The 20,017-nt window shown below is 69.3% G+C and carries 19 protein-coding genes; 15 read left to right on the top strand and 4 right to left on the bottom strand.

What is annotated here, in order from left to right:
* Both ACK59X_RS23165 and ACK59X_RS23160 read left to right on the top strand, forming a co-directional pair.
* Nucleotides 1-1,744: response regulator (locus tag ACK59X_RS23165; protein WP_409960734.1), on the top strand; the 1,744-nt coding region annotated here is incomplete at its 5' end.
* 100 nt (nt 1,745-1,844) lie between these two features.
* The gene (locus ACK59X_RS23160) at nt 1,845-3,002 is read left to right on the top strand and encodes a PilT/PilU family type 4a pilus ATPase (RefSeq protein WP_409960733.1); all 1,158 of its coding nucleotides are present in this window, start codon (nt 1,845-1,847) and stop codon (nt 3,000-3,002) included.
* Nucleotides 3,003-3,026: 24 nt separating this feature from the next.
* Here ACK59X_RS23160 and ACK59X_RS23155 read toward each other — a convergent pair whose 3' ends face one another.
* Nucleotides 3,027-4,499 (bottom strand): cryptochrome/photolyase family protein, encoded by a 1,473-nt coding sequence (locus ACK59X_RS23155; protein WP_409960732.1) that lies wholly within the window; start codon nt 4,497-4,499, stop codon nt 3,027-3,029.
* Nucleotides 4,500-4,522: 23 nt separating this feature from the next.
* On the opposite strand from ACK59X_RS23155, the gene ACK59X_RS23150 reads away from it, so the two are divergent.
* From ACK59X_RS23150 to ACK59X_RS23125, 6 genes are read left to right on the top strand one after another with little or no spacing between them, the layout of a single operon-like run.
* A complete protein-coding gene (locus ACK59X_RS23150) occupies nt 4,523-5,122 on the top strand; it encodes a YqgE/AlgH family protein (protein WP_409960731.1) in 600 nt (199 codons plus the stop codon).
* The gene (ruvX, locus tag ACK59X_RS23145) at nt 5,119-5,544 is read left to right on the top strand and encodes a Holliday junction resolvase RuvX (RefSeq protein WP_409960730.1); all 426 of its coding nucleotides are present in this window, start codon (nt 5,119-5,121) and stop codon (nt 5,542-5,544) included. Before ACK59X_RS23150 ends, ruvX begins: the two co-directional genes overlap by 4 nt.
* Entirely contained in the window at nt 5,541-6,077 is a 537-nt protein-coding gene (gene pyrR, locus ACK59X_RS23140; protein WP_409960729.1) for a bifunctional pyr operon transcriptional regulator/uracil phosphoribosyltransferase PyrR, read from the top strand. Before ruvX ends, pyrR begins: the two co-directional genes overlap by 4 nt.
* A gap of 2 nt (nt 6,078-6,079) precedes the next feature.
* Nucleotides 6,080-7,042: an aspartate carbamoyltransferase catalytic subunit gene (locus ACK59X_RS23135; RefSeq protein WP_409960728.1), complete on the top strand. Its 963-nt coding sequence runs from the start codon at nt 6,080-6,082 to the stop codon at nt 7,040-7,042.
* Nucleotides 7,039-8,337 (top strand): dihydroorotase, encoded by a 1,299-nt coding sequence (locus ACK59X_RS23130; RefSeq protein WP_409960727.1) that lies wholly within the window; start codon nt 7,039-7,041, stop codon nt 8,335-8,337. Before ACK59X_RS23135 ends, ACK59X_RS23130 begins: the two co-directional genes overlap by 4 nt.
* A 29-nt stretch (nt 8,338-8,366) precedes the next feature.
* The gene (locus tag ACK59X_RS23125) at nt 8,367-9,104 is read left to right on the top strand and encodes a lysophospholipid acyltransferase family protein (protein WP_409960726.1); all 738 of its coding nucleotides are present in this window, start codon (nt 8,367-8,369) and stop codon (nt 9,102-9,104) included.
* A gap of 100 nt (nt 9,105-9,204) precedes the next feature.
* Here ACK59X_RS23125 and ACK59X_RS23120 read toward each other — a convergent pair whose 3' ends face one another.
* On the bottom strand, nt 9,205-10,596 hold the full coding sequence (locus ACK59X_RS23120) for a chloride channel protein (protein WP_409960725.1): 1,392 nt from the start codon (nt 10,594-10,596) through the stop codon (nt 9,205-9,207).
* A 412-nt stretch (nt 10,597-11,008) separates the two neighbouring features.
* Between ACK59X_RS23120 and ACK59X_RS23115 the strand changes: the two genes are divergently transcribed.
* The 4 genes from ACK59X_RS23115 (at nt 11,009) to ACK59X_RS23100 (ending at nt 13,846) form a co-directional block, all read left to right on the top strand.
* Nucleotides 11,009-11,299 (top strand): hypothetical protein, encoded by a 291-nt coding sequence (locus ACK59X_RS23115; RefSeq protein WP_409960724.1) that lies wholly within the window; start codon nt 11,009-11,011, stop codon nt 11,297-11,299.
* A gap of 246 nt (nt 11,300-11,545) precedes the next feature.
* Nucleotides 11,546-12,781, top strand: a complete 1,236-nt coding sequence (locus ACK59X_RS23110; RefSeq protein ID WP_409960723.1) for a Yip1 family protein — start codon at nt 11,546-11,548, stop codon at nt 12,779-12,781.
* 109 nt (nt 12,782-12,890) lie between these two features.
* Complete coding sequence (locus ACK59X_RS23105; protein ID WP_409960722.1) at nt 12,891-13,457, top strand: DUF4166 domain-containing protein; 567 nt, start codon at nt 12,891-12,893, stop codon at nt 13,455-13,457.
* Nucleotides 13,454-13,846, top strand: a complete 393-nt coding sequence (locus ACK59X_RS23100; protein ID WP_409960721.1) for a thiol-disulfide oxidoreductase DCC family protein — start codon at nt 13,454-13,456, stop codon at nt 13,844-13,846. Before ACK59X_RS23105 ends, ACK59X_RS23100 begins: the two co-directional genes overlap by 4 nt.
* Nucleotides 13,847-13,873: 27 nt before the next feature.
* Here ACK59X_RS23100 and ACK59X_RS23095 read toward each other — a convergent pair whose 3' ends face one another.
* Complete coding sequence (locus ACK59X_RS23095; protein ID WP_409960720.1) at nt 13,874-14,497, bottom strand: DUF6272 family protein; 624 nt, start codon at nt 14,495-14,497, stop codon at nt 13,874-13,876.
* Nucleotides 14,498-14,676: 179 nt separating this feature from the next.
* Complete coding sequence (locus tag ACK59X_RS23090) at nt 14,677-15,753, bottom strand: ABC transporter ATP-binding protein (protein ID WP_409960719.1); 1,077 nt, start codon at nt 15,751-15,753, stop codon at nt 14,677-14,679.
* A 119-nt stretch (nt 15,754-15,872) separates the two neighbouring features.
* On the opposite strand from ACK59X_RS23090, the gene ACK59X_RS23085 reads away from it, so the two are divergent.
* From ACK59X_RS23085 to ACK59X_RS23075, 3 genes are all read left to right on the top strand, one after another.
* The gene (locus tag ACK59X_RS23085; RefSeq protein ID WP_409960718.1) at nt 15,873-17,501 is read left to right on the top strand and encodes an ABC transporter permease; all 1,629 of its coding nucleotides are present in this window, start codon (nt 15,873-15,875) and stop codon (nt 17,499-17,501) included.
* A 49-nt stretch (nt 17,502-17,550) separates the two neighbouring features.
* Nucleotides 17,551-18,459, top strand: a complete 909-nt coding sequence (locus tag ACK59X_RS23080) for a LysR family transcriptional regulator (protein WP_409960717.1) — start codon at nt 17,551-17,553, stop codon at nt 18,457-18,459.
* Nucleotides 18,460-18,578: 119 nt separating this feature from the next.
* The gene (locus ACK59X_RS23075; RefSeq protein ID WP_409960716.1) at nt 18,579-19,988 is read left to right on the top strand and encodes an 8-oxoguanine deaminase; all 1,410 of its coding nucleotides are present in this window, start codon (nt 18,579-18,581) and stop codon (nt 19,986-19,988) included.
* Nucleotides 19,989-20,017: the final 29 nt, after the last annotated feature.

Genomic DNA, 20,017 nt, shown 5'->3' with positions numbered 1-20,017 from the left:
CCTGTCGGGCAACCTGGACCGCCTGCGCCTGCAGCTGCGCGACATCGAAGTGCAGGCAGAATCGCAGATGCAGTCGCGCCTGGCCCTGTCCAAGGATTCGGCGGCCGGCTTCGACCCGCTGGAGTTCGACCGCTTCACCCGTGTGCAGGAACTCACGCGCATGATGGCCGAGTCGGTCAACGACGTGGCCACCGTGCAGCGCAACCTGCAGCGCACCATGGAAGGCGCCGAAGACGACCTGATCGCCCAGGGCCGCCAGGCGCGCGAACTGCAGCGCGACCTGCTGCGCACCCGCATGGTGGAGTTCGAAGGCATTGCCGAGCGCCTGTACGCCGTGGTGCGCCAGGCCTCCAAGGAGACCGGCAAGCAGATCAAGCTCGACATCACCGGCGGCTCCATTGAAATGGACCGCGGCGTGCTGGACCGCATGACCCCGGCCTTCGAGCACTTGCTGCGCAACTGCGTGGCCCACGGCATCGAGAACCCCGAAGCCCGTGTGGCCGCCGGCAAGCCGGCCTCGGGCACCATCACTGTGGACCTGCACCACGAAGGCAACGACGTGTCGGTCGAGTTCCGCGACGACGGCGCCGGCCTGAACCTGCCGCGCATCCGCGAGAAGGCCATTGCCCAGGGCCTGATCGAGCGCGGCCTGGAACTCAGCGATGCCGACGCCGCCAACCTGATCTTCACGCCCGGTTTCAGTACCGCCAGCGAAGTCACCGGCCTGGCCGGCCGCGGCATCGGCATGGACGTGGTGCGCTCCGAGATCAACGCCCTGGGTGGCCGCATCGAGACCACCAGCCAGACCGGTCAGGGCACGGCCTTCCGCATGGTGCTGCCGCTGACCACGGCCGTGACGCAGGTGGTGATGCTGCGTGCCGGCGACCTGTCCATCGGCGTGCCCGCCAACCTGGTGGAGATCGTGCGCCGCACCTCGGTGGCCGATCTGCAGGAAGCCTACAAGGCCGGCCACTTCGACGACGGGCTGGAGCAACTGCCCTTCTTCTGGGCCGGCGCCCTGCTGCAGGCCTCGACCCGCAGCCATGAAACCGTCGGCAAGACCCGCCCGGTGGTGATTTTCCGAAGCGCTTCGCAGCGCATCGCCATGCACGTGGACGAAGTGCTGGGCAACCAGGAAGTGGTGGTGAAGAACCTCGGGCCGCAGCTGTCGCGCCTGCCCGGCCTGGCCGGCATGTCCGTGCTGGCCTCGGGTGCCGTGGTGCTGATCTACAACCCGGTGGCCCTGTCCACCGGGTATGGCGACCAGGTGCGTGCCGCCAGCGAGAACCTGCCGATGGTCACCGACAAGGTGGAAGCCGGCGCGCCCGCTGGTACGCCGCTGTCCTCCGGTGTCAACCAGGTGCCGCTGATCCTGGTGGTGGACGACTCCATCACCGTGCGCCGCGTCACGCAGCGCCTGCTGCAGCGCGAAGGCTACCGCGTGGCCCTGGCGGCCGACGGCCTGCAAGCGCTGGAGCGGCTGCAGGAAGAGCGTCCGACCGTGGTGCTGTCGGACATCGAAATGCCGCGCATGGACGGCTTCGACCTGGCGCGCAACATCCGCGCCGACGGGGCCCTGCGCGACCTGCCCATCATCATGATCACCTCGCGGATCGCCGAGAAGCACCGCGAGCATGCCATGGAGCTCGGGGTGAACCACTACCTGGGCAAACCGTACTCGGACGAAGAGCTGCTCAGCCTGATCCAGCACTACGCCCGCATCGCCGCTGCCGCAGAGGCCTGACCCACCAAGCAACGCCTGCACCCTCAGCGGTGCAGGCGTTGTTTTTTGTGGGATGGGCGAAGCGGCTTTTTCGTGTCCCACTGCCTAACCAGAGAACCCGATGGAGTCGACTTCACCCGGTGGCGACAGCCGCCTGCTTGCCTGCCTGGCCTTGGTCGCGCGCGAGGGCGCGTCCGACCTGTTCCTGTTGGCGGGCGCTTCGCCCACGGTCAAGCGCCAGGGCCTGTACGTGCCCATCTCGCGCCAGGTCATGGGCGCCGAAGACATCCGCGTGATGGCCTACTCGGTGATGCGCAAGGCGCAGCGCGAGGAGTTCGAGGCCACCATGGAGTGCGATCTGTCGTACACCACGCCCGATGGTGAGCGCTTTCGCTTCAACATCCACATGCAGCGCGGGCAGGTCGGCATCGTGGTGCGGCATGTGGTCTCGCACATTCCGCAGCTCGACCAGCTCGGCCTGCCGCCGGTGCTCAAGCAACTGTCCTTCCTGAACGGCGGGCTGATCCTCACCGTGGGGGCCGCCGGCTCGGGCAAGACGACCACGCTCGCGGCCATGCTGGACCACCGCAACGAGCACGCCAACGGCCACATCCTCACCATCGAGGACCCGATCGAGTACCTGCACAACCACAAGAAGTCGCTGGTGACCCAGCGCGAGGTGGGCCTCGATACCCTGTCCTACGACGAAGCCCTGCGCCGCGCCATGCGCGAGGCGCCCAGCGTGATCCTGATCGGCGAAATCCGCGACCGCGCCACCATGCAGCATGCGCTGCACTATGCGCAGTCGGGCCACCTGTGCGTGTCCACCCTGCACGCGCACAACGCCAGCCAGTCGGTGCAGCGCATCCTGAACTTCTTCCCGGAGACGGCCCACCAGCAACTGCTGATGGACCTGTCGCTGAGCCTCAAGGCCGTCATTGCGCAGCGCCTGATCAAGAGCGTCAAGGGCACCCTGGTGCCTGCCACAGAGGTCATGCTGCTCACCCCCTTCGTGGCCGATCTGATCCAGAAGGGCCAGGTCGACGAGCTCAAGACCGCCATCATCCGCGGCAGCGAGCAGGGCATGGGCAGCTTCGACCAATCGCTGCTGGCCCTGGTGGAAGCCGGCACCATCACCCCGGCCGAGGCCGTGGCCAATGCCGACAACCGCACCGATGTGACCCTGCGCCTGCGCCTGGCGGCCGGCAACGGTCTGGCCATTGATGACGGCGGCATGCAAATGGCCGAAAAGCCGCGCGACCCCATCTCGCGCTTCTGACCTGCCGCGCACGCGGGTGCGCTTTCAGTCTGCTGCCGTCTTCACCACCGCATAGCGCTGCAGCGTGCGCTCACGCGCCTCGTCGTGCGCCACGATGGGGTGCGGGTAGTTTTCTCCCAGCACCACGTCGGCCGCCTGCAGCTCCAGCGGCGTGGCCTTCCATGGTGCGTGCAGGGCCGCATCGGGCAGGTAGGCCAGCTGCGGCAGGTACTTGCGGATGAACTGGCCCCGGGCGTCGAACTTCTCGCTCTGGCTCACGGGATTGAAGATGCGGAAGTAGGGCTGTGCATCGCAGCCGCTGGAGCTGGCCCACTGCCAGCCGCCGTTGTTGGCCGCCAGGTCGAAGTCGTTGAGGTGGGTGGCGAAGTACGCCTCGCCCCAGCGCCAGTCGATGCCCAGGTCCTTCACCAGAAAGCTGGCCACCACCATGCGCAGGCGGTTGTGCATGTAGCCCGTCTGGTTGATCTGCGCCATGGCGGCGTCCACCAGCGGGTAGCCCGTGCGGCCCTCGCACCAGGCTGCGAACAGCTCCTTCGCATGGGGCCCTTGCTCCCATTCGATGGCGTCGTAGGCCGGCTTGAAGCTGTGCCCCACCACATGCGGGTGGTGGGCCAGGATCTGGTGGTAGAAATCGCGCCAGATCAGCTCGCTCAGCCAGGTGGCCGCCCCTGCATTGCCTTGCACCATCAGCCCGTGGGCAGTGCGCGCCAGCAGGCGCGGCGAGATGGTGCCAAAGCGCAGGTGCACGCTCAGGTAGCTGGGCCCCTTCACGGCCGGAAAATCCCGCGCCTCTCCATAGCGCGCAATGCGCTGGCGAAAGTCCTCGAACAGCTTGTCCGCCCCGCTGGCGCCCGTGGGCAGGGCCTGCCGGTTCAGGTCCGAGGGCTCGAACCCCAGCGCTTCCAATGTAGGCACTGCATGGGCATGCGCCTTGGGCCGGGCTGCCAGGGCTTTGGCATGGCGCTCCACCGGGTAACTCTTGAGGTAGAAGGCATCCACCTTCTTGAGCCAGGCGTTCTTGTACGGCGTGAACACGCTATAGGGCTTGCCTGTCTGGGTCAGCACCTCGTCGCGCTCGAAGACCGTGTGGTCCTTGGAGGTGTGAAACGCCCGCCCGGCCGCCGCCAGCCGCGTGCGCACCCGGCTGTCGCGGGCCAGGGCCTGCGGTTCGTCGTCGTGGTTGGTGTAGACCGCATCGACCGCGAGCTCCTTCGCGAGAGCGGGAATGGCGTCGCTGGCCACTGCGTGCAGCACGATCAGCCCGCCCATGGCATGGCCCGATAGGCTGCGCAGCCGCTCGTCGAGTTCGACCAGCGACTCGCGGATGAACTCCACGCGCCGGTCCTTTCTGGGCAGCGGATCGAGGATTTCCGTGTCGAACACGAAGGCGCAGTGCACGGCACGGCATTCGGTCAGCGCGTGGTAGAGGGCCGCGTGGTCGCTGGCGCGCAGGTCGCGCCGGAACCAGACGAGACCGGTGGAATAAGAGGGCTCCATGTTCACCGTTAAAATTGGCCAATATGTCTATCGATTCTGCGCCCATCAACCTGACGCACCATTTCCTGATCGCCATGCCCGGTCTGGAGGATGCGTCTTTCGCGCGCAGTGTGGTCTACCTGTGCGAGCACAGCGAGCGTGGCGCCCTGGGGCTCATCATCAACAAGCCCAGCGACATCACGCTCAAGGGCCTGTTCGACAAGGTCGACCTGTCCCTGCGCCGCGAGGACCTGCGCGCCGAACCCGTGTTCCAGGGCGGCCCGGTGCAGACCGAGCGCGGCTTCGTGCTGCACGAGCCCATGCTCATGGACCGGGCCGAAAACGACGAGTCGGTCTACGCCTCCACCATGACCATCCCCGGCGGCCTGGAGATGACCACCTCCAAGGACGTGCTCGAAGCCCTGTCCACCGGTGCCGGTCCGCGCCGCGTGCTCATCACCCTGGGCTATTCGTCCTGGGGCGAGGGCCAGCTCGAGTCCGAACTGGCCGAAAATGCCTGGCTCACCGTGGGCGCCGATCTGTCGGTGATTTTCGACACCCCTGTGACCGAGCGTTACGACCGTGCGCTGGGCCTTCTGGGCCTGCAGGCCTGGATGCTCTCGCCCGAGGCGGGGCACGCATGACCGGCTTGCCCGTTCAGCCTGCCGTTCCTGCGCATTTCCAGACCTTTCTTGCCTTCGATTTCGGCGCCAAGCGCACGGGGGTGGCCTCAGGCAACCGCATGCTGCGCACGGCCAGCCCGCAGGAGACCATCAAGGCCGAGGGCGCCGACGCGCGCTTTGCGCAGGTGGCCCTGCGCATCAAGGAATGGCAGCCCGATGCCCTGGTGATCGGCGTGCCCTACCACCCCGACGGCGCGAGCCACGAAAACACCGAGCGCGCCCTGAAGTTCGGGCGCCAGCTGCGCGGCCGCTTTGGTTTGCAGGTGTTCGAGGTCGATGAACGCTACAGCACCACCGAAGCCATCGCCGGCGGTGCCAAGGATGCCGATGCCGCCTCGGCCTGCATCATCCTGGAACAGTTTTTGAGGAATCTTCCACCATGACGACGCCCAATTCACCTTCACCGTCCGGCAGCCTGGTGCTCGACGCCGAGGCCCTGTACCGCGAGCTGCTGCGCGGCGTGCGCAGCATGGTGAACCCGGGCAGCACCCAGTTGGCGGGAATCGCCTCTGGCGGCGCCTGGCTGGCCGAGCGCCTGCAGAAGGACCTGGGCCTCGCGGGCGCTCCCGGCGTGCTCTCGTCGGTGATGCACCGCGACGATTTTGCCCAGCGTGGCCTCGCGGCCGGCGCGCAGACCGCGCTGCCCTTCGATGTGAACGGTGCCGACATCATCGTGCTCGACGACGTGCTGTACACCGGCCGCACCATCCGCGCGGTGCTCAACGAGCTGTTCGACTACGGCCGCCCCGCCAGCGTGCGCCTGGCCGTGCTGGTGGACCGCGGCGGGCGCGAGCTGCCCGTGCACGCCGAATTCGCCGCCGCGCGCGTGGCGCTGCCGGCCACGCAATCGCTGGCCCTGGCGCGCGACGCCCAGGGCGGGTTCCAGTTCCAAGTCCACCAAGCCCGGGAGGCCTGATCGTGCTGCACAAGCGCAACCCCCAACTCAACCGCAATGGCGAGCTGGTCCACCTGCTGTCCATCGAAGGCCTGCCGCGCGACATCGTCACGCACATCCTTGATACCGCCGCCAACTTCGTGAGCGTCAGCGACCGCGAGGTCAAGAAGGTGCCCCTCTTGCGTGGCAAGAGCGTGTTCAACCTGTTCTTCGAGAACAGCACGCGCACCCGCACCACCTTCGAGATCGCGGCCAAGCGCCTGTCGGCCGACGTCATCAACCTCGACATCGCGCGCAGCTCGGCCAGCAAGGGCGAATCGCTGCTCGACACCATCGCCAACCTGTCGGCCATGGCGGCCGACCTGTTCGTGGTGCGGCACAGCGAATCGGGCGCACCCTACCTCATCGCCCAACCCGTGGCCCCCCACGTGCACGTCATCAATGCGGGCGACGGCCGGCATGCCCACCCCACCCAGGGGCTGCTGGACATGTACACCATCCGCCATTACAAAAAGGACTTCAGCAACCTCACCGTGGCCATCGTGGGCGACGTGCTGCATTCGCGCGTGGCGCGCTCGGACATCCACGGCCTGACCACGCTGGGCTGCGCCGAGGTGCGCGTGGTGGGTCCGCGCACCCTGGTGCCGTCCGACATGTCGCAGATGGGCGTGCGCGTGTGCCATACGCTCGAAGAGGGCATCAAGGATGCTGACGTCGTCATCATGCTGCGCCTGCAGAACGAGCGCATGAGCGGCGCGCTGCTGCCGTCGAGCCAGGAGTATTTCAAGAGCTTCGGCCTCACGCAGGAAAAGCTTCGGCTGGCCAAGCCCGACGCCATCGTCATGCACCCCGGCCCCATCAACCGCGGCGTGGAGATCGACTCCGCCGTGGTCGACGGCAAGCAGAGCGTGATCCTGCCGCAGGTCACTTTCGGCATCGCAGTGCGCATGGCCGTCATGTCCATCGTTGCAGGAAATGAAGCATGAAGATACTCATCCAGAACGGCCGGGTGATCGACCCCGCTTCCGGCCTTGACCAGACCTGCAGCATCGCCTTGGCCGCGGGCCGCATCGTCGGCATCAACCGCGTGCCGCCCGACTTTGCCCCCAACCGCGTGATCGACGCCGCCGGCTGCTACGTGCTGCCCGGCCTGGTGGACCTGGCCGCGCGCCTGCGCGAGCCCGGCCACGAGCACGAAGGCATGCTCGAATCCGAAATGGCCGCGGCCGTGGCCGGTGGCGTGACCAGCCTGGTCTGCCCGCCCGACACCGACCCCGTGCTCGACGAGCCCGGCCTGGTGGAGATGCTCAAGTTCCGCGCCGAGAAGCTGCACCAGAGCCGCCTGTTCCCGCTGGGCGCGCTCACGCGCAACCTGGCCGGCGAGGTGCTCACCGAGATGGCCGAACTCACCGAGTCCGGCTGCGTCGGCTTCAGCCAGGCCGAGGTACCGCTGGCCAGCACCCAGGTCACCCAGCGCGCGCTGCAATACGCCGCCACCTTCGGCTACACCGTATGGCTGCGCCCGCAGGACCTGCACCTGGGCAAGGGCGTGGCTGCCAGCGGCCCGCTGGCCACGCGCCTGGGCCTCTCGGGCGTGCCCGTGGCGGCCGAGACCATTGCCCTGCATACCATTTTCGAGCTGCAGCGCAGCACCGGCGCCCATGTGCACCTGTGCCGCATCAGCAGCGCCGCGGGCGTGGAGCTGATCCGGCGCGCCAAGGCCGAGGGCCTCAAGGTCACGGCCGACGTGAGCATCAACTCCCTGCACCTGACCGACGTGGACATCGGCTTCTTCGACAGCCGCGCCCGCCTGTCGCCCCCACTGCGCCAGCAGCGCGACCGCGATGCGCTCAATGCCGCCTTGGCCGACGGCACCATCGACGTGCTGGTGAGCGACCACACCCCCGTGGACGAAGACGCCAAGACCCTGCCGTTCGCCGAGGCCGAGCCCGGCGCCACCGGGCTGGAACTGCTGCTCAGCTTGGCCCTCAAGTGGTCGCAGGACAGCGGCGTGCCGCTCAAGCGTGCGCTCGCCGTCGTCACCAGCGAGCCTGCACGCGTGCTGGGCGGCGCATTGGGCACCCTGCAGGCCAGCGTGGGCAAGATCGTCGAAGGCGGCGTGGGCGACCTGTGCATCTTCGACCCCGCTGCCGCCTGGACGGTGCAGGGCGAGGCCCTGCGCAGCCAGGGCAAGCACACGCCCTTCCTGGGCTACGAGCTGCCCGGCCGCGTGCGCACCACCCTGGTCGGCGGGCAGGTCGCCTTCGACCGCGGCGGCTGAGCCGGCTCCATGCGAATGACGGTGCTGCCATGAGGGCCCTGCGCGCCATATGGCGCCTCGTGCGCATGCTGGGCCACATCCTCAAGGGCATGGCCATCGTGGCGCTGCGCTTTCCTGCGCTCTCGCCCGACCAGCAGCTCGCCCGCGTGCAGGCCTGGTCCATGGAGCTCTTGGCCAAGGCCGGCATCTCGCTGCGCCTGCTGGGCCAGCCCCCGGTCACCGGCCCGGTCATGCTGGTGGCCAACCACATCTCCTGGCTCGACATCCCGGTGATGCACGCGGCGCGCCACTGCCGCTTTGTTTCCAAGTCCGACGTCAAGGCCTGGCCCCTGATCGGCGGCCTGGCGACTGCCGCCGGCACCCTGTACATCGAGCGCGCCTCGCGCCGCGACGCCCTGCGCATGGTGCGCACCATGCAGGAGTCGCTGGAGCGCGGCGAGGTGCTCGGCGTGTTCCCCGAAGGCACCACCGGCGATGGCCGCGAGATCCTGCCCTTCCACGCCAACCTGATCCAGGCCGCCGTGGCCGCCAACGCCCCCGTGCAACCTGTGGGCCTGCGCTTCGTCGACCGCACCACGGGCGAGTTGAGCTTCGCCCCCAGCTACATCGGCGACGAAACCCTGGTCGGCTCCCTCTGGCGCACCCTGAGCGCCCCGGCCATCGAGGCCGTGGTGCACTATGGCGAGCCGCAGCTGCCCGCGGGGCGGGATCGGCGCGTGTTCACGCAGGATCTGCAGGGGGCTGTGGACCGGTTGCGGCGCAGCTGAGAGCGAGAAGCCCGAGCTGCCCTCGCATCTGGCGGGGTATGCGTTCGGGCGCAGGCGCGTGGTGTGGTGCAGATCCGTGGGGCGCTGCTGTCGCCCAGTGTCATCGGTGCGCAGCCGTGGCGCCAGGCGAGGTGGGCGGCACGGGCGCGGGGCCTGTGGACTCGGATGGTGGCGGCACCGCCACCGACTGCACCATGGCCTGCGCCAACGTCTCGTACAGCGGCCGCGCCAGCATGCGCGAGACCAGGCTGGCCAGCATGGCGGCGGCCATGAGGCTGAGCACCATGGCGTGGCCGTCCACCATTTCCATCACGATGATGAAGGCCGTGAGCGGTGCCTGCGTGACGGCCGCGAGGAAGGCGGCCATGCCCATGGCGATGAGGGCGGGAGCGATGTCGCTGCCCAGCAGCAGCGACACGTTGTGCCCCACGCCCGCGCCGATGGACAGCGAGGGCGCGAAGATGCCGCCGGGCACGCCCAGCCAGGCCGATAGCCAGGTGGCGATGAACTTGAGCGTGACATAGAACGCCGGCATGTCGGCCTGGCCTGCCAGCATGTGCTTGACCGCTTCGGAGCCTGCGCCGAAAGTGGCCCCGCCCGTGACCAGGCCGATCACGGCCACCACCAGCGCACCCAGCGCCGCGAAGCGGATCGGAAAGCGCGCGCGCAGCCGGCAGGCGCGCTCGCCGGTGCCGGTGAGCGAGGCCGCCAGCAGCTTGGCGAACAGCCCGCCCAGCACGCCGCAGGCCAGCGTGACGGCCAGGCCGGGGAGCAGGGCGTCCCAGTCCAGCCGCGGCACCTGGATGCGGCCGAAGTAACTCAGGTTGCCGAAGGCCGACACGCCCATCAAGCCCGCCAGCACGATGGCGGCGATGATGACGCCGCTGCTGCGCGACTCCAGCTTGCGCGACAGCTCCTCGATGGCGAACACCACGCCGGCCAGCGGCGCGTTGAAGGCCGCCGCGATGCCGGCCGCGCCGCCGGCCACCAGCAGCGCATGCGCGGTGATGCCCGAGCGCGGGTCGAACCAGCGCCGCGCATGGTGCATGACGCCCGCAGCCACCTGCACCGACGGCCCCTCGCGCCCGATGGACAGGCCCGCCAGGAAGCCCGCGCTGGCCAGCACGATCTTGGCGAACGACAGCCACAGCGAAACGAAGCGCCCGCGCCAGCCCGGCTGCAGCGCCGGGTCCAGCGCGCTCATGACCTGGGGGATGCCCGAGCCCGCCGCCCCTGGCGCCCAGCGCCGCGTGGCCCACACCACGGCCGCCGTGACGGCCGGCATCCACAGCAGCACGGCCCAGCCGCCCTGCCAGCGGTAGATGTGCATGAACAGCTCGAAGGCTGCATCGGCCAGCAGTGTGAACGCCACCACGCACAGCCCGGCCGCGCAGGCATAGGCCAGCACGATGGAGCGGTCCAGCCAGCGCCGGCCGTCCTTGAGTTCGTCGCGGACGTTGTGGAAGAAATCGGGTTCCTGGTGGTGGTGCATGGGCGGGGCGCTTGCAATTGCCGTGCCGCAGGGGGCGGGGCTGGGTGGCAGTCACAAGGGTCGATGCACGGGCGGGCGCCTGGGTTCCCCTGCAATGGCATTTCATCCTGCATTTGGGGGTCTCGGTGGTGGTGATGGGCATGAGGGTCTCCACCACGAATTCGCCGGGCGGCAATCCGGGGGCATGGGCCCAGGGCGATGTCCACCCCGCCTTTGCGCAGGGGCGCCCGCCGCAGGCGGCTTGCAAAGCGGCGTGGCCGTGGGCGTGCGCCACGCTTTCTGAGGCCGACCGGCCGGGCGGAACCTTCGTACCCTGCAGGCGCCCGGCTTGGCGATGTTGTCCGACAGACCGGGCCCGGTGGTTTGCCCCATAGTGGTTCCATCCTTCCCGGCCTACGGAGCGTGATCCACCATGATGCGAGCAATCTTCCGGCAAGCGGCTTTCTGGGCCTTTGTGGCCGGTGCCGCCATTGCAAACGCCCAGGGCGTCAACACGCCTGCCATCGTGCCGGGGCTGCGGCCTGCCGTTCCGCCCGCATCGTCGCCCTACCAGCCTCCGATGCCAAGCACCAGCACAACGCCGCAGCAGACCCCTGCGGCCCCGCCCAGCCAGACCCCGGCCCAGACGCCGGAGCCGCCACCCTCCCAATCGCCCTCCGAGACGCCGCGCGAGCCGGTGGCTGCTCCACCTGTGCAGGGCTGATACCCGCAGCCTCTGGCGCAGGCCCTGCGCCGGGGCGCACCTTGCCGTTCTTCCGTTGCGGCCAGTTCGGACAGCCGGAGTAGCCTGCCTGTCCGAAACCGTGCATATTCCACGTTTGCAACGGCAGGGCGCAGAGGTGGGCGGCTCAAACGCAGCCTGATTGCCTTATCGTCCGCACCAGTCGACAGGCCTGCGTTCATGGTGAAGTGCAGGCGTCGTCCATTCACTGCGCCGGGGAGGCCACCCATGAACCTGATTGAACGCGTCAAGAGCATTCTTCTCAAGCCCCAGGAGACCTGGGCCACCATCGAGTCCGAGCCTGCCGACGTGGCAGGCCTGTACACCCAGTACCTGATGATCCTGGCGGTGATCCCCGCGGTCTGCGGTTTCATCGGCATGTCGCTGATCGGTGTGGGGGGCTTCGGCTTTACCATGCGGGTGCCCATTCTCTGGGGCCTGACCAACATGGTGGTCTCGTACGTGCTGAGCCTGGTGGGGGTGTTCGTGCTCGGCCTCATCATCGATGCGCTGGCCCCCACCTTCGGTGGCCAGAAGAACCAGATCCAGGCGCTCAAGGTCGCGGTCTACGGCAGCACGGCGGCGCTGCTGGGCGGCATCTTCACCCTGTTGCCCCTGTTGTCGATACTGGGCCTGCTGACGGCGCTGTACTCCATCTACCTGGTGTACCTGGGTCTGCCGGTGCTGATGAAGAACAATCCCGAAAAGTCGATCGCCTACACGGCGGTGGTGATCGTGGCCGGGGTCGTGGTCGGCATCGTCATCGGCGCGGTGAGCACGCTGTTCGCGCCGCGCGGCGCCGCCATGTTCAGCGGCTCCTCGGACGCGCCGGCCATCACCATGAACACCCCCGGTGGCAAGGTCACCATCGACACCGCCGGCCTGGAAGCCGCCAGCAAGAAGATGGAAGAGGCCGCGCGCCAGATGGAAAAGGCCCAGAAGAGCCAGGACCCTGCCGCCATTGCCGCCGCCAACAGCGGTGCCGTGGCTGCTGCGGCCGGCATGATGGGTGGCGGCCAGGCCGTGGCGGCCCAGTCGCTCAAGGCCGCGCTGCCCGAGAAGCTGGCCGACCTGCCGCGCACGGGCTTTGACGTGCAGGACGGCGCGGCCCTGGGCCTGCCCACCAGCCAGGCCAGCGCCTCCTATGGCAGCGGTGACAAGCGCGTGCGCATCGAGATCATCGACATCGGCGGCCTGGGCCAGATGGCGGCCCTGGCCATGGGCATGGGCCAGGGCGAGAAGGAAGACCAGAACAGCGCCGAGAAGACCTGGCAGGAGAATGGCCGCACGCTGCACCAAAGCTACCGCAAGGACGGCAGCCGCGCCGAGTTCAAGACGGTGCTCAAGAACGGCGTGGTGGTCGGCATCGAAGGCGACCGTGTGGGCGTGCAGGACCTGCGCGGCATGCTGTCGCAGGTGGACCTGAACGCACTGGAAGCGCTCCAGCGCAAGCCCAAAGGTTGATGCAGGCACCCTGGCGGCATGAGCGGGCGCCGGCCCGCATTTTTTTGCCTGCGTTGCAGGGCAGGTAGACTGGATGCACGCAGTCTCTTGTCCTTGATCCTCCGGACCCATGAACGACTCCATTGCCTCCACCGCACCCGCCACGCTGTACCAGCGCGTCATGGGCGGTGACTTTGATCGGCTGGCTTCTCCCGTGGCGCGTTTTCACCGCCTGGCTGGACCACAGGTGCTGCACGGCCAGGTGCAGGTGCAGGCCCCTGCATCGCTGCTGGGCCGTGTGCTGGCCTGGGGGCTGGGGGCGCCGCAGCAGGCAGGGCATGGGGCGATCCGTTTCGAGCTGGATGCCACGCCCGCCGCCGAGGTCTGGACCCGCATCTTCCCCATGCGCACCATGCGCTCCACGCTGCGCGAGGCACCGGGCTTTGTCGAGGAGCACATGGGCGCGGCGCGCTTGCGCTTCGGCCTGTCGGCGGTGGAGGGCGGCCGGCTGGAGATGCGCCTGGTGCGCATGCGTTTCCTGGGCATACCATGCCCGCGCTGGCTGCAGCCGGCCATCGTGGCGCGCGAGACGGGGCAGGGCGATGACGAGCTGCACTTCGACGTGCAGGCCAGCGTGCCCTGGATCGGCCGTGTGGTGGCTTACCAGGGGCACCTGCGGGTGCCTCCCATGCCATGATCGTCGTCTTCGACGGCAAGTGCCTGCTGTGCAACGGATGGGTGCAGTTCCTGCTGCGCCATGACCGGCAGGGGCGCATCCGCTTTGCGTCCATGCAGGGGCAGGAGGGCGTGCGCCTGCTGCGCGAGGCGGGCCTGTCGGCTAGTGAGGGCCTGCAGACCCTGTTGGTGATGGAGGGCGGCAAGAGCTGGCAGCGCACGTCCGCCATCCTGCGCGTGCTGCACCGTCTGGGCTGGCCCTGGCGGTTGGCCTGGGTGGGCTGGTTGGTGCCGGCGCCGCTGCGCGATGCGCTGTACCGCTGGGTGGCGCGCAACCGCTACCGCATCTGGGGGCGGTCGGAGGTGTGCATGGTGCCGGCCCCTGAGCATGCTGGGCGCTTTCTCGATTGAACTGGCGCCCCCTGCGGACGCACCTGTTCAAATCCGCGCTTTGACGTGGAACTGTGCCGTGCGGCCCTCGGTCTCCGGCGTGGAGGCAAAGCTGTATTCCAGCGGTGCACTGGCATCGCGTGCAATCGTCAACAGGCCCAGGCCGGCGCCTTTGCTCAACGTGTCATTGGCATTGTGGTCGGGGTTGCGCAGCTGCTCGCGGTAGCTTTGCTTGATCTCTTCGAGGCTCATGGCCCGCAGGGTGTCGAGCTTGTCGGTCAGGCGCGGCACATGGGCGATGTCCACCGCGTTGCTGCATACGATCCAGTATTGCGCGGGGGCCGCCTCGGCCTCCTGGCCATCGCCGGGCAGGTCCTTGCCCACGCCAATGGCGCCCTTGGGGCCGGGGGCCGCAGTGGCCGCACCATCAGCGGCCGGCGCTGCGCCGTCTTCGGGCGGCACGGCATAGTGCAGGATGTTGTGCGCCATCTCCACGAAGGTGGAGAACAGCTTGCGCTTGGCCGGACCCGAGGCGTCCTCGGTGGCCAGGCGCTGCTTGAGCGAGTCGGCCGCCGCGGCCACCACGGCCGGGGTGAACTCGCCTGCGTAGTAGAACAGCACGCCGCAGTCCTGCGCGTTGGCCTGGAAGCGTTCGAAATCGGGGCCGTTCATGCGCTGGCCCCCCATTGGGCGGGAAGAGAGGACGGCGGTACCGCCTGGACGGAGGCTCCAGCGGCCGGGCGACTGGCAAGAGAAGACATGCAGGAACCGGTGATACTACGAATTGCAACCGATTCTTGCCGTCTTGCGTGACGGCGCCGTGACGTTTCGGTGAAGCGCGGCCCGGCCGCTCAGGCGGGCTGCGCTTCGCGCGGGAATGTCACCACATGGTTGGCCTCTGCGCGTATGCCGATCCACTCGCCCAGCGCATGGTCGTGGTGGCTGGGCACGTGGGCCAGCACGGTCTGGCCGTTGGCCAGGCGCAGGGTGTACAAGAACTCCGAGCCGCGGAACGACTTGCGCACGATCTGCGCCTGCACCGGCGACGCATCGTCGTGCACGATGTCGTCGGCGCGCAGCAGCACATCGCATTCGCCGCCCGGGTAGCTCGCGGGCAGGGGACACTCGGCCAGGTCGGTCAGCTCGCCCACGGGCGTCTGCGCCACCACGTTGCTGCCGCGCTGCACCAGCGTGGCGGGCGCGAACACGCCGTGGCCAATAAAATCCGCCACGAAGCGCGTGGCCGGGCGGTGGTACAGGGTGTAGGCATCGTCCCACTGGTGCAGCTGGCCCTCGTGCATCACGCCGATCACGTCGCCGATGGCAAAGGCCTCCAGCTGGTCGTGCGTGACGAACAGGGCCGTGGCGCCCGCGGCCTTGAGGATGCCGCGCACCTCGTGCGCCAGGCGCTCGCGCAGGTCCACGTCGAGGTTCGAAAACGGCTCGTCCAGCAGCATGAGCTGCGGGCGCGGTGCCAGCGCGCGCGCCAGCGCCACGCGCTGCTGCTGCCCGCCCGAAAGCTCGTGCGGAAAGCGCTGCTCGCTGCCCGCCAGGCCCACCAGCGCCAGCACCTCGGCCACGCGCGCCGCCTGCTCGGCGCGCTGCAGGTGGTGGATGCCGAAGGCCACATTGCGCCCCACCGACAGGTGCGGAAACAGCGCATAGTCCTGGAACACCATGCCGATGCGCCGCTGCTCGGGCGCAACGCTCACGCTGGCGCTGCTGACCACCTTCTGCGTCAGGCTGATCTGCCCGCCCGACACGGGTTCGAGCCCGGCCACGGCGCGCAGCAAGGTCGTCTTGCCGCAGCCCGAGGGGCCGATGAGCACGCCGATATCGCCCGCGCGCAGGCCCAGGGACACGTTCTGCACCGCCGCGCGGGGGCGGCCGGCATAGCGCACTTCAAGTTGGGAGACCTCTAGGAACATGGTCCCATTTTAGGTTGCCTGGGCCAAATGCTTAAAATTCGCATTTGCATTTCCGAACTCCCCTGCCGCCCCGGGCGCGGGGCCGGCATGCCCTGACCCCTTTGCCGAGCCCTTTCGCCTTGCGCCGCACACCTTTTCGCCTCCACACCATTCCCCTGGTCCTGCTCGCCGGCATCCTGGTGCTCCCCGTCCTGGCGGTGCTGGCCTCGTGGCTGCCGATCGGGCAGGCCGACGCGCTGGCCGGCCCCATCCTTCGCGAGATGGCCTCCACCGTGCTGCCCGGCTATGTGTGGACCACGCTGTGGCTGAGCGTGCTGGTGGCGCTGGGCGCGGCCACGGTGGGCACGGCCGCGGCCGCGGCGGTCACGCTGTTCGACGTCCCGGGCCGGCGCGCCTTCGAATGGCTGCTGGTGCTGCCCCTGGCCATGCCGGCCTATGTCACGGCCTATGCGTACACCGACTTCCTGCAGTTCAGCGGCCCGCTGCAGGTGGGGTTGCGCGCCACCTTCGGGCTCGAAGGCCGGCTGCTACCCGAGGTGCGCAGCCTGGGCGGTGCGGTCTGGGTGTTCATCTTCTCGCTCTACCCCTATGTGTACCTGCTGGCGCGCACCGCGCTGGGCGAGCGCGCCGCGCACCTGATGGAGGCCGCGCGCCTGCTCGGCGCACCGCTGCCGCGCCGCATCCGCGCCGTGGCGCTGCCGCTGGCGCGCCCGGCCGTGGCCGCCGGCGTGGCCCTGGTGCTCATGGAGACCCTGGCCGACTTCGGCGTGGCCAGCTACTTCGGCATCCAGACCTTCACCACCGGCATCAACAAGGCTTGGCTGTCCATGGACAACCGGCTCGCCGCCGCGCAGCTCGCCACCATCCTGCTGGTGGTGGTGATGGCCTTGCTGCACCTGGAACACCGGGCGCAAAAGCGCATGCGCTTTGCCGCCGGCCTGGGCCGCGCGGGCTCGGCCGAGGCGCAGCCCATGGCGCTGCGCGGTGGGCGCCGCCTGCTGGCCTGGGCCGTGTGCGGCCTGCCGGTGCTGATGGGCTTTGTCGCGCCCGTGGTGTTCATGCTGCGCCCGCTGGCGGCCGACTGGTCGGTACTGCCCTGGGCGCGCTTCATCGAATGGGCCGGCAACAGCGTGCGCCTGGGCGCCATCACCGCCGTGCTGGCCGTCATCGTGGCGCTGGCCCTGGCCTTTGCCGTGCGCCTCAGCGCCGACGCCGTGACGCGCGGCGTGGTGCAGCTGGTGAGCCTGGGCTACGCCGTGCCCGGCGCCGTCATCGTGGTGGGCCTGCTGCTGCCCGTGGGCTGGCTGCAGGCCGCCGCGCCCCAGTGGGGCCTGGGCGCCTTGGTCACCGCCACTGCCACGGGCATCGTCTGGGCCTACTTGGTGCGCTTTTGCGCGGTGGCGCTGCAGTCCATGCAGAGCGGCTATGCGCGCATCCCGCAAAGCCTGGACGACTCGGCCCGCATGCTGGGCACGGGCGGCGCGGGCCTGTTGGCGCGCGTGCACTGGCCGCTGCTCAAGCGCTCCACCGCAGCGGCGGCGCTGCTGGTCTTTGTGGACGTGATGAAGGAGCTGCCCGCCACCATGGTGCTGCGCCCCTTCAACAGCGACACCCTGGCCGTGGTGGCCTACCAGCTGGCCCGCGACGAGCGCCTGGGCGAGGCCGCGCTGCCCTCGCTGGCGCTGGTGGCCGTGGGGCTGGTGCCGGTGATATTGCTCAGCCGCACGCTGAGGTCGGGCAAGCGCTAGCAGTCCGCTGGTTGCAGCACTTGGCGGCAAACCGGGTAATCTGCGCGCCATGCACGCCCGAGTTCTCCGCTACCTCGACGAAGTGGTGCGCCGCGGTTCCATCCGCAAGGCGGCCGAGCACCTGCACGTGGCGCCCACGGCGGTCAATCGGCAGATCCTGGACCTGGAGGCGGAGCTGGGCGCGCCGCTGTTCGACCGCATCCACAACCGCCTGCGCCTGACGCCGCTGGGCGAGATGGTTCTGGCCCATGTGCGCAGCACGCTGCGCGAGCATGCCGCGCTGCGCGAGCGCATCGCCGAGTTCAAGGACGAGCGCCGCGGCGAGATCACCGTGGCCACCACGGCAGGCCTGGCGGGCTCGCTGCTGCCCTCGCTGGTGCATGCGTTCCGCCAGCGCTACCCGGGCATCGCGGTGCGCACCATCGACCTGCCGATCACCGAGATCCCTGCCGCCGTGGAGCGCGGCGAGGCCGAGCTGGGCCTGGGCTACGACCTGTCGCTCAAGCCCGCGCTGCGCACGCTGTCGGCCAGCGAATGGCCCATCGGCGCCGTGGTGCCGCCCAGGCATGCGCTGGCGCGCCAGTCCTCGGTGCTTCTCAGCGACTGCATCGGCCATGCGCTCATCCTGCCGGCGCCGCAGCTGACCATCCGCACGCTGCTCGATGAGGCCTTTGCGCGCAATGCCATCACGGTGACGCCCGTGGCCGAGTCGACCTCGGTGGCGCTGATCCTGCGCCTGGTGGTGCTGGGCGAGGGCATTGCCCTGCTCAATCCGCTGGACGTGATGGAAGAGCGCGCGCGCAACGCCCTGGTCTTCGTGCCGCTGCGCGACGCCCACCTGGCGCGCCAGACCCTGGTGCTGGCGGCGCGTGCCAAGGGGCAGCTCAGCCCCGCGGCCGAGTTGATGGCCGCCAACATCGGCGATGCCCTGGCGCGGCTGTACGCCGGCGCGCGCTGAGCGGGCTGCGACTGTCCACATTTTGTGGACACCCCGAGCGCAATTCGGCGCTATCGCGCGGGCATCGGCCTTCCTAGACTGGCGGCACCGCATCTGCACAACAAGCGAAGCCGCCCCCCATGAGCACACAGACCACGCCGACCCCCCTGATCGCCCTGAACGCCGATGTCCTCGTCACCATGGACGCGCAGCGCCGCGAGATCCGGGATGGCGCCCTGGTGGCCCACGGCCCCGCCGTGCAATGGGTGGGCCCCACGGCCGAGCTGCCGCTGGAATACCGCCGCATGGCCGACGAAGGCCGGGCCCGGGTGCTGGACATGCGCGGCCGCGTGCTGCTGCCCGGCCTGGTCAACACCCACCACCACATGTACCAGAGCCTCACGCGCGCCGTGCCCGCGGCGCAGGATGCGGAGCTGTTTTCCTGGCTCACCAACCTCTACATGCTGTGGTCGCACCTCACCCCCGAGATGGTGCATGTCTCCACCCAGACGGCCATGGCCGAGCTCATGCTCTCGGGCTGCACCACCACCAGCGACCACCTGTACCTCTACCCCAACGGCGCGCGCCTGGACGACGCCATTGCCGCCGCGCAGCAGATGGGCATGCGCTTTCACGCCGCGCGCGGCTCCATGAGCCTGGGGCGCAGCAAGGGCGGCCTGCCGCCCGATGCGGTGGTGGAGGAGGAAGAGGCCATTCTGCGCGACAGCCTGCGCCTCATCCAGCAGTACCACGACGCCTCGCGCCACGCCATGCTGCGCGTGGTGCTGGCGCCGTGCTCGCCGTTCTCGGTGACGCGCGAGCTGATGCGCGAGTCGGCCCTGCTGGCGCGCGCCCACGGCGTGTCGCTGCACACCCACCTGGCCGAGAACGAGAACGACGTGGCCTTTTCGCGCGAGAAGTTCGACATGACCCCCGCGCAGTACGCCGAGAGCCTGGGCTGGGTCGGCCGCGACGTCTGGCATGCGCACTGCGTCAAGCTCGACCCCGAGGGCATTGCCCTGTTCGCGCGCACCGGCACGGGCGTGGCCCACTGCCCCTGCTCCAACATGCGCCTGGCCTCGGGCATCGCGCCCGTGCGCGCCATGCGCGATGCCGGCGTGCCCGTGGGCCTGGGGGTGGACGGCAGTGCCTCCAACGATGGTGCCCATATGCTCGGCGAGGCGCGCCAGGCCCTGCTGCTGCAGCGCGTGGGCCATGGCCCGGCCGCCATGGGCGCGCGCGAGGCGCTGGAGATCGCCACCCTAGGCGGTGCGCGCGTGCTCAACCGCGACGACATCGGCGCGCTGGCGCCCGGCATGTCGGCTGACTTCGTGGCCTTCGACATGTCGGCCGTCGGCTATGCCGGCGCAGGCCACGACCCGGTGGCGGCCCTGGTGTTCTGCACGCCGTCCCACGTGGACACCAGCGTCATCAACGGCCGTGTGGTGGTCGAGCGCGGCCGCCTGCTCACGGCCGATCTGCCCGTGGTACTGGGGCGCCACAACGTGCTGGCGCAAACGCTGTTCGAGCGGGCCTCGGCCGGCCACTGATCGCTTTATCCACCGATCCACCCACCACC

This window comes from Acidovorax sp., from assembly GCF_046339755.1.
GTDB lineage: Bacteria > Pseudomonadota > Gammaproteobacteria > Burkholderiales > Burkholderiaceae_C > Acidovorax.
This window is presented reverse-complemented; position numbering and strand designations above follow the sequence as displayed.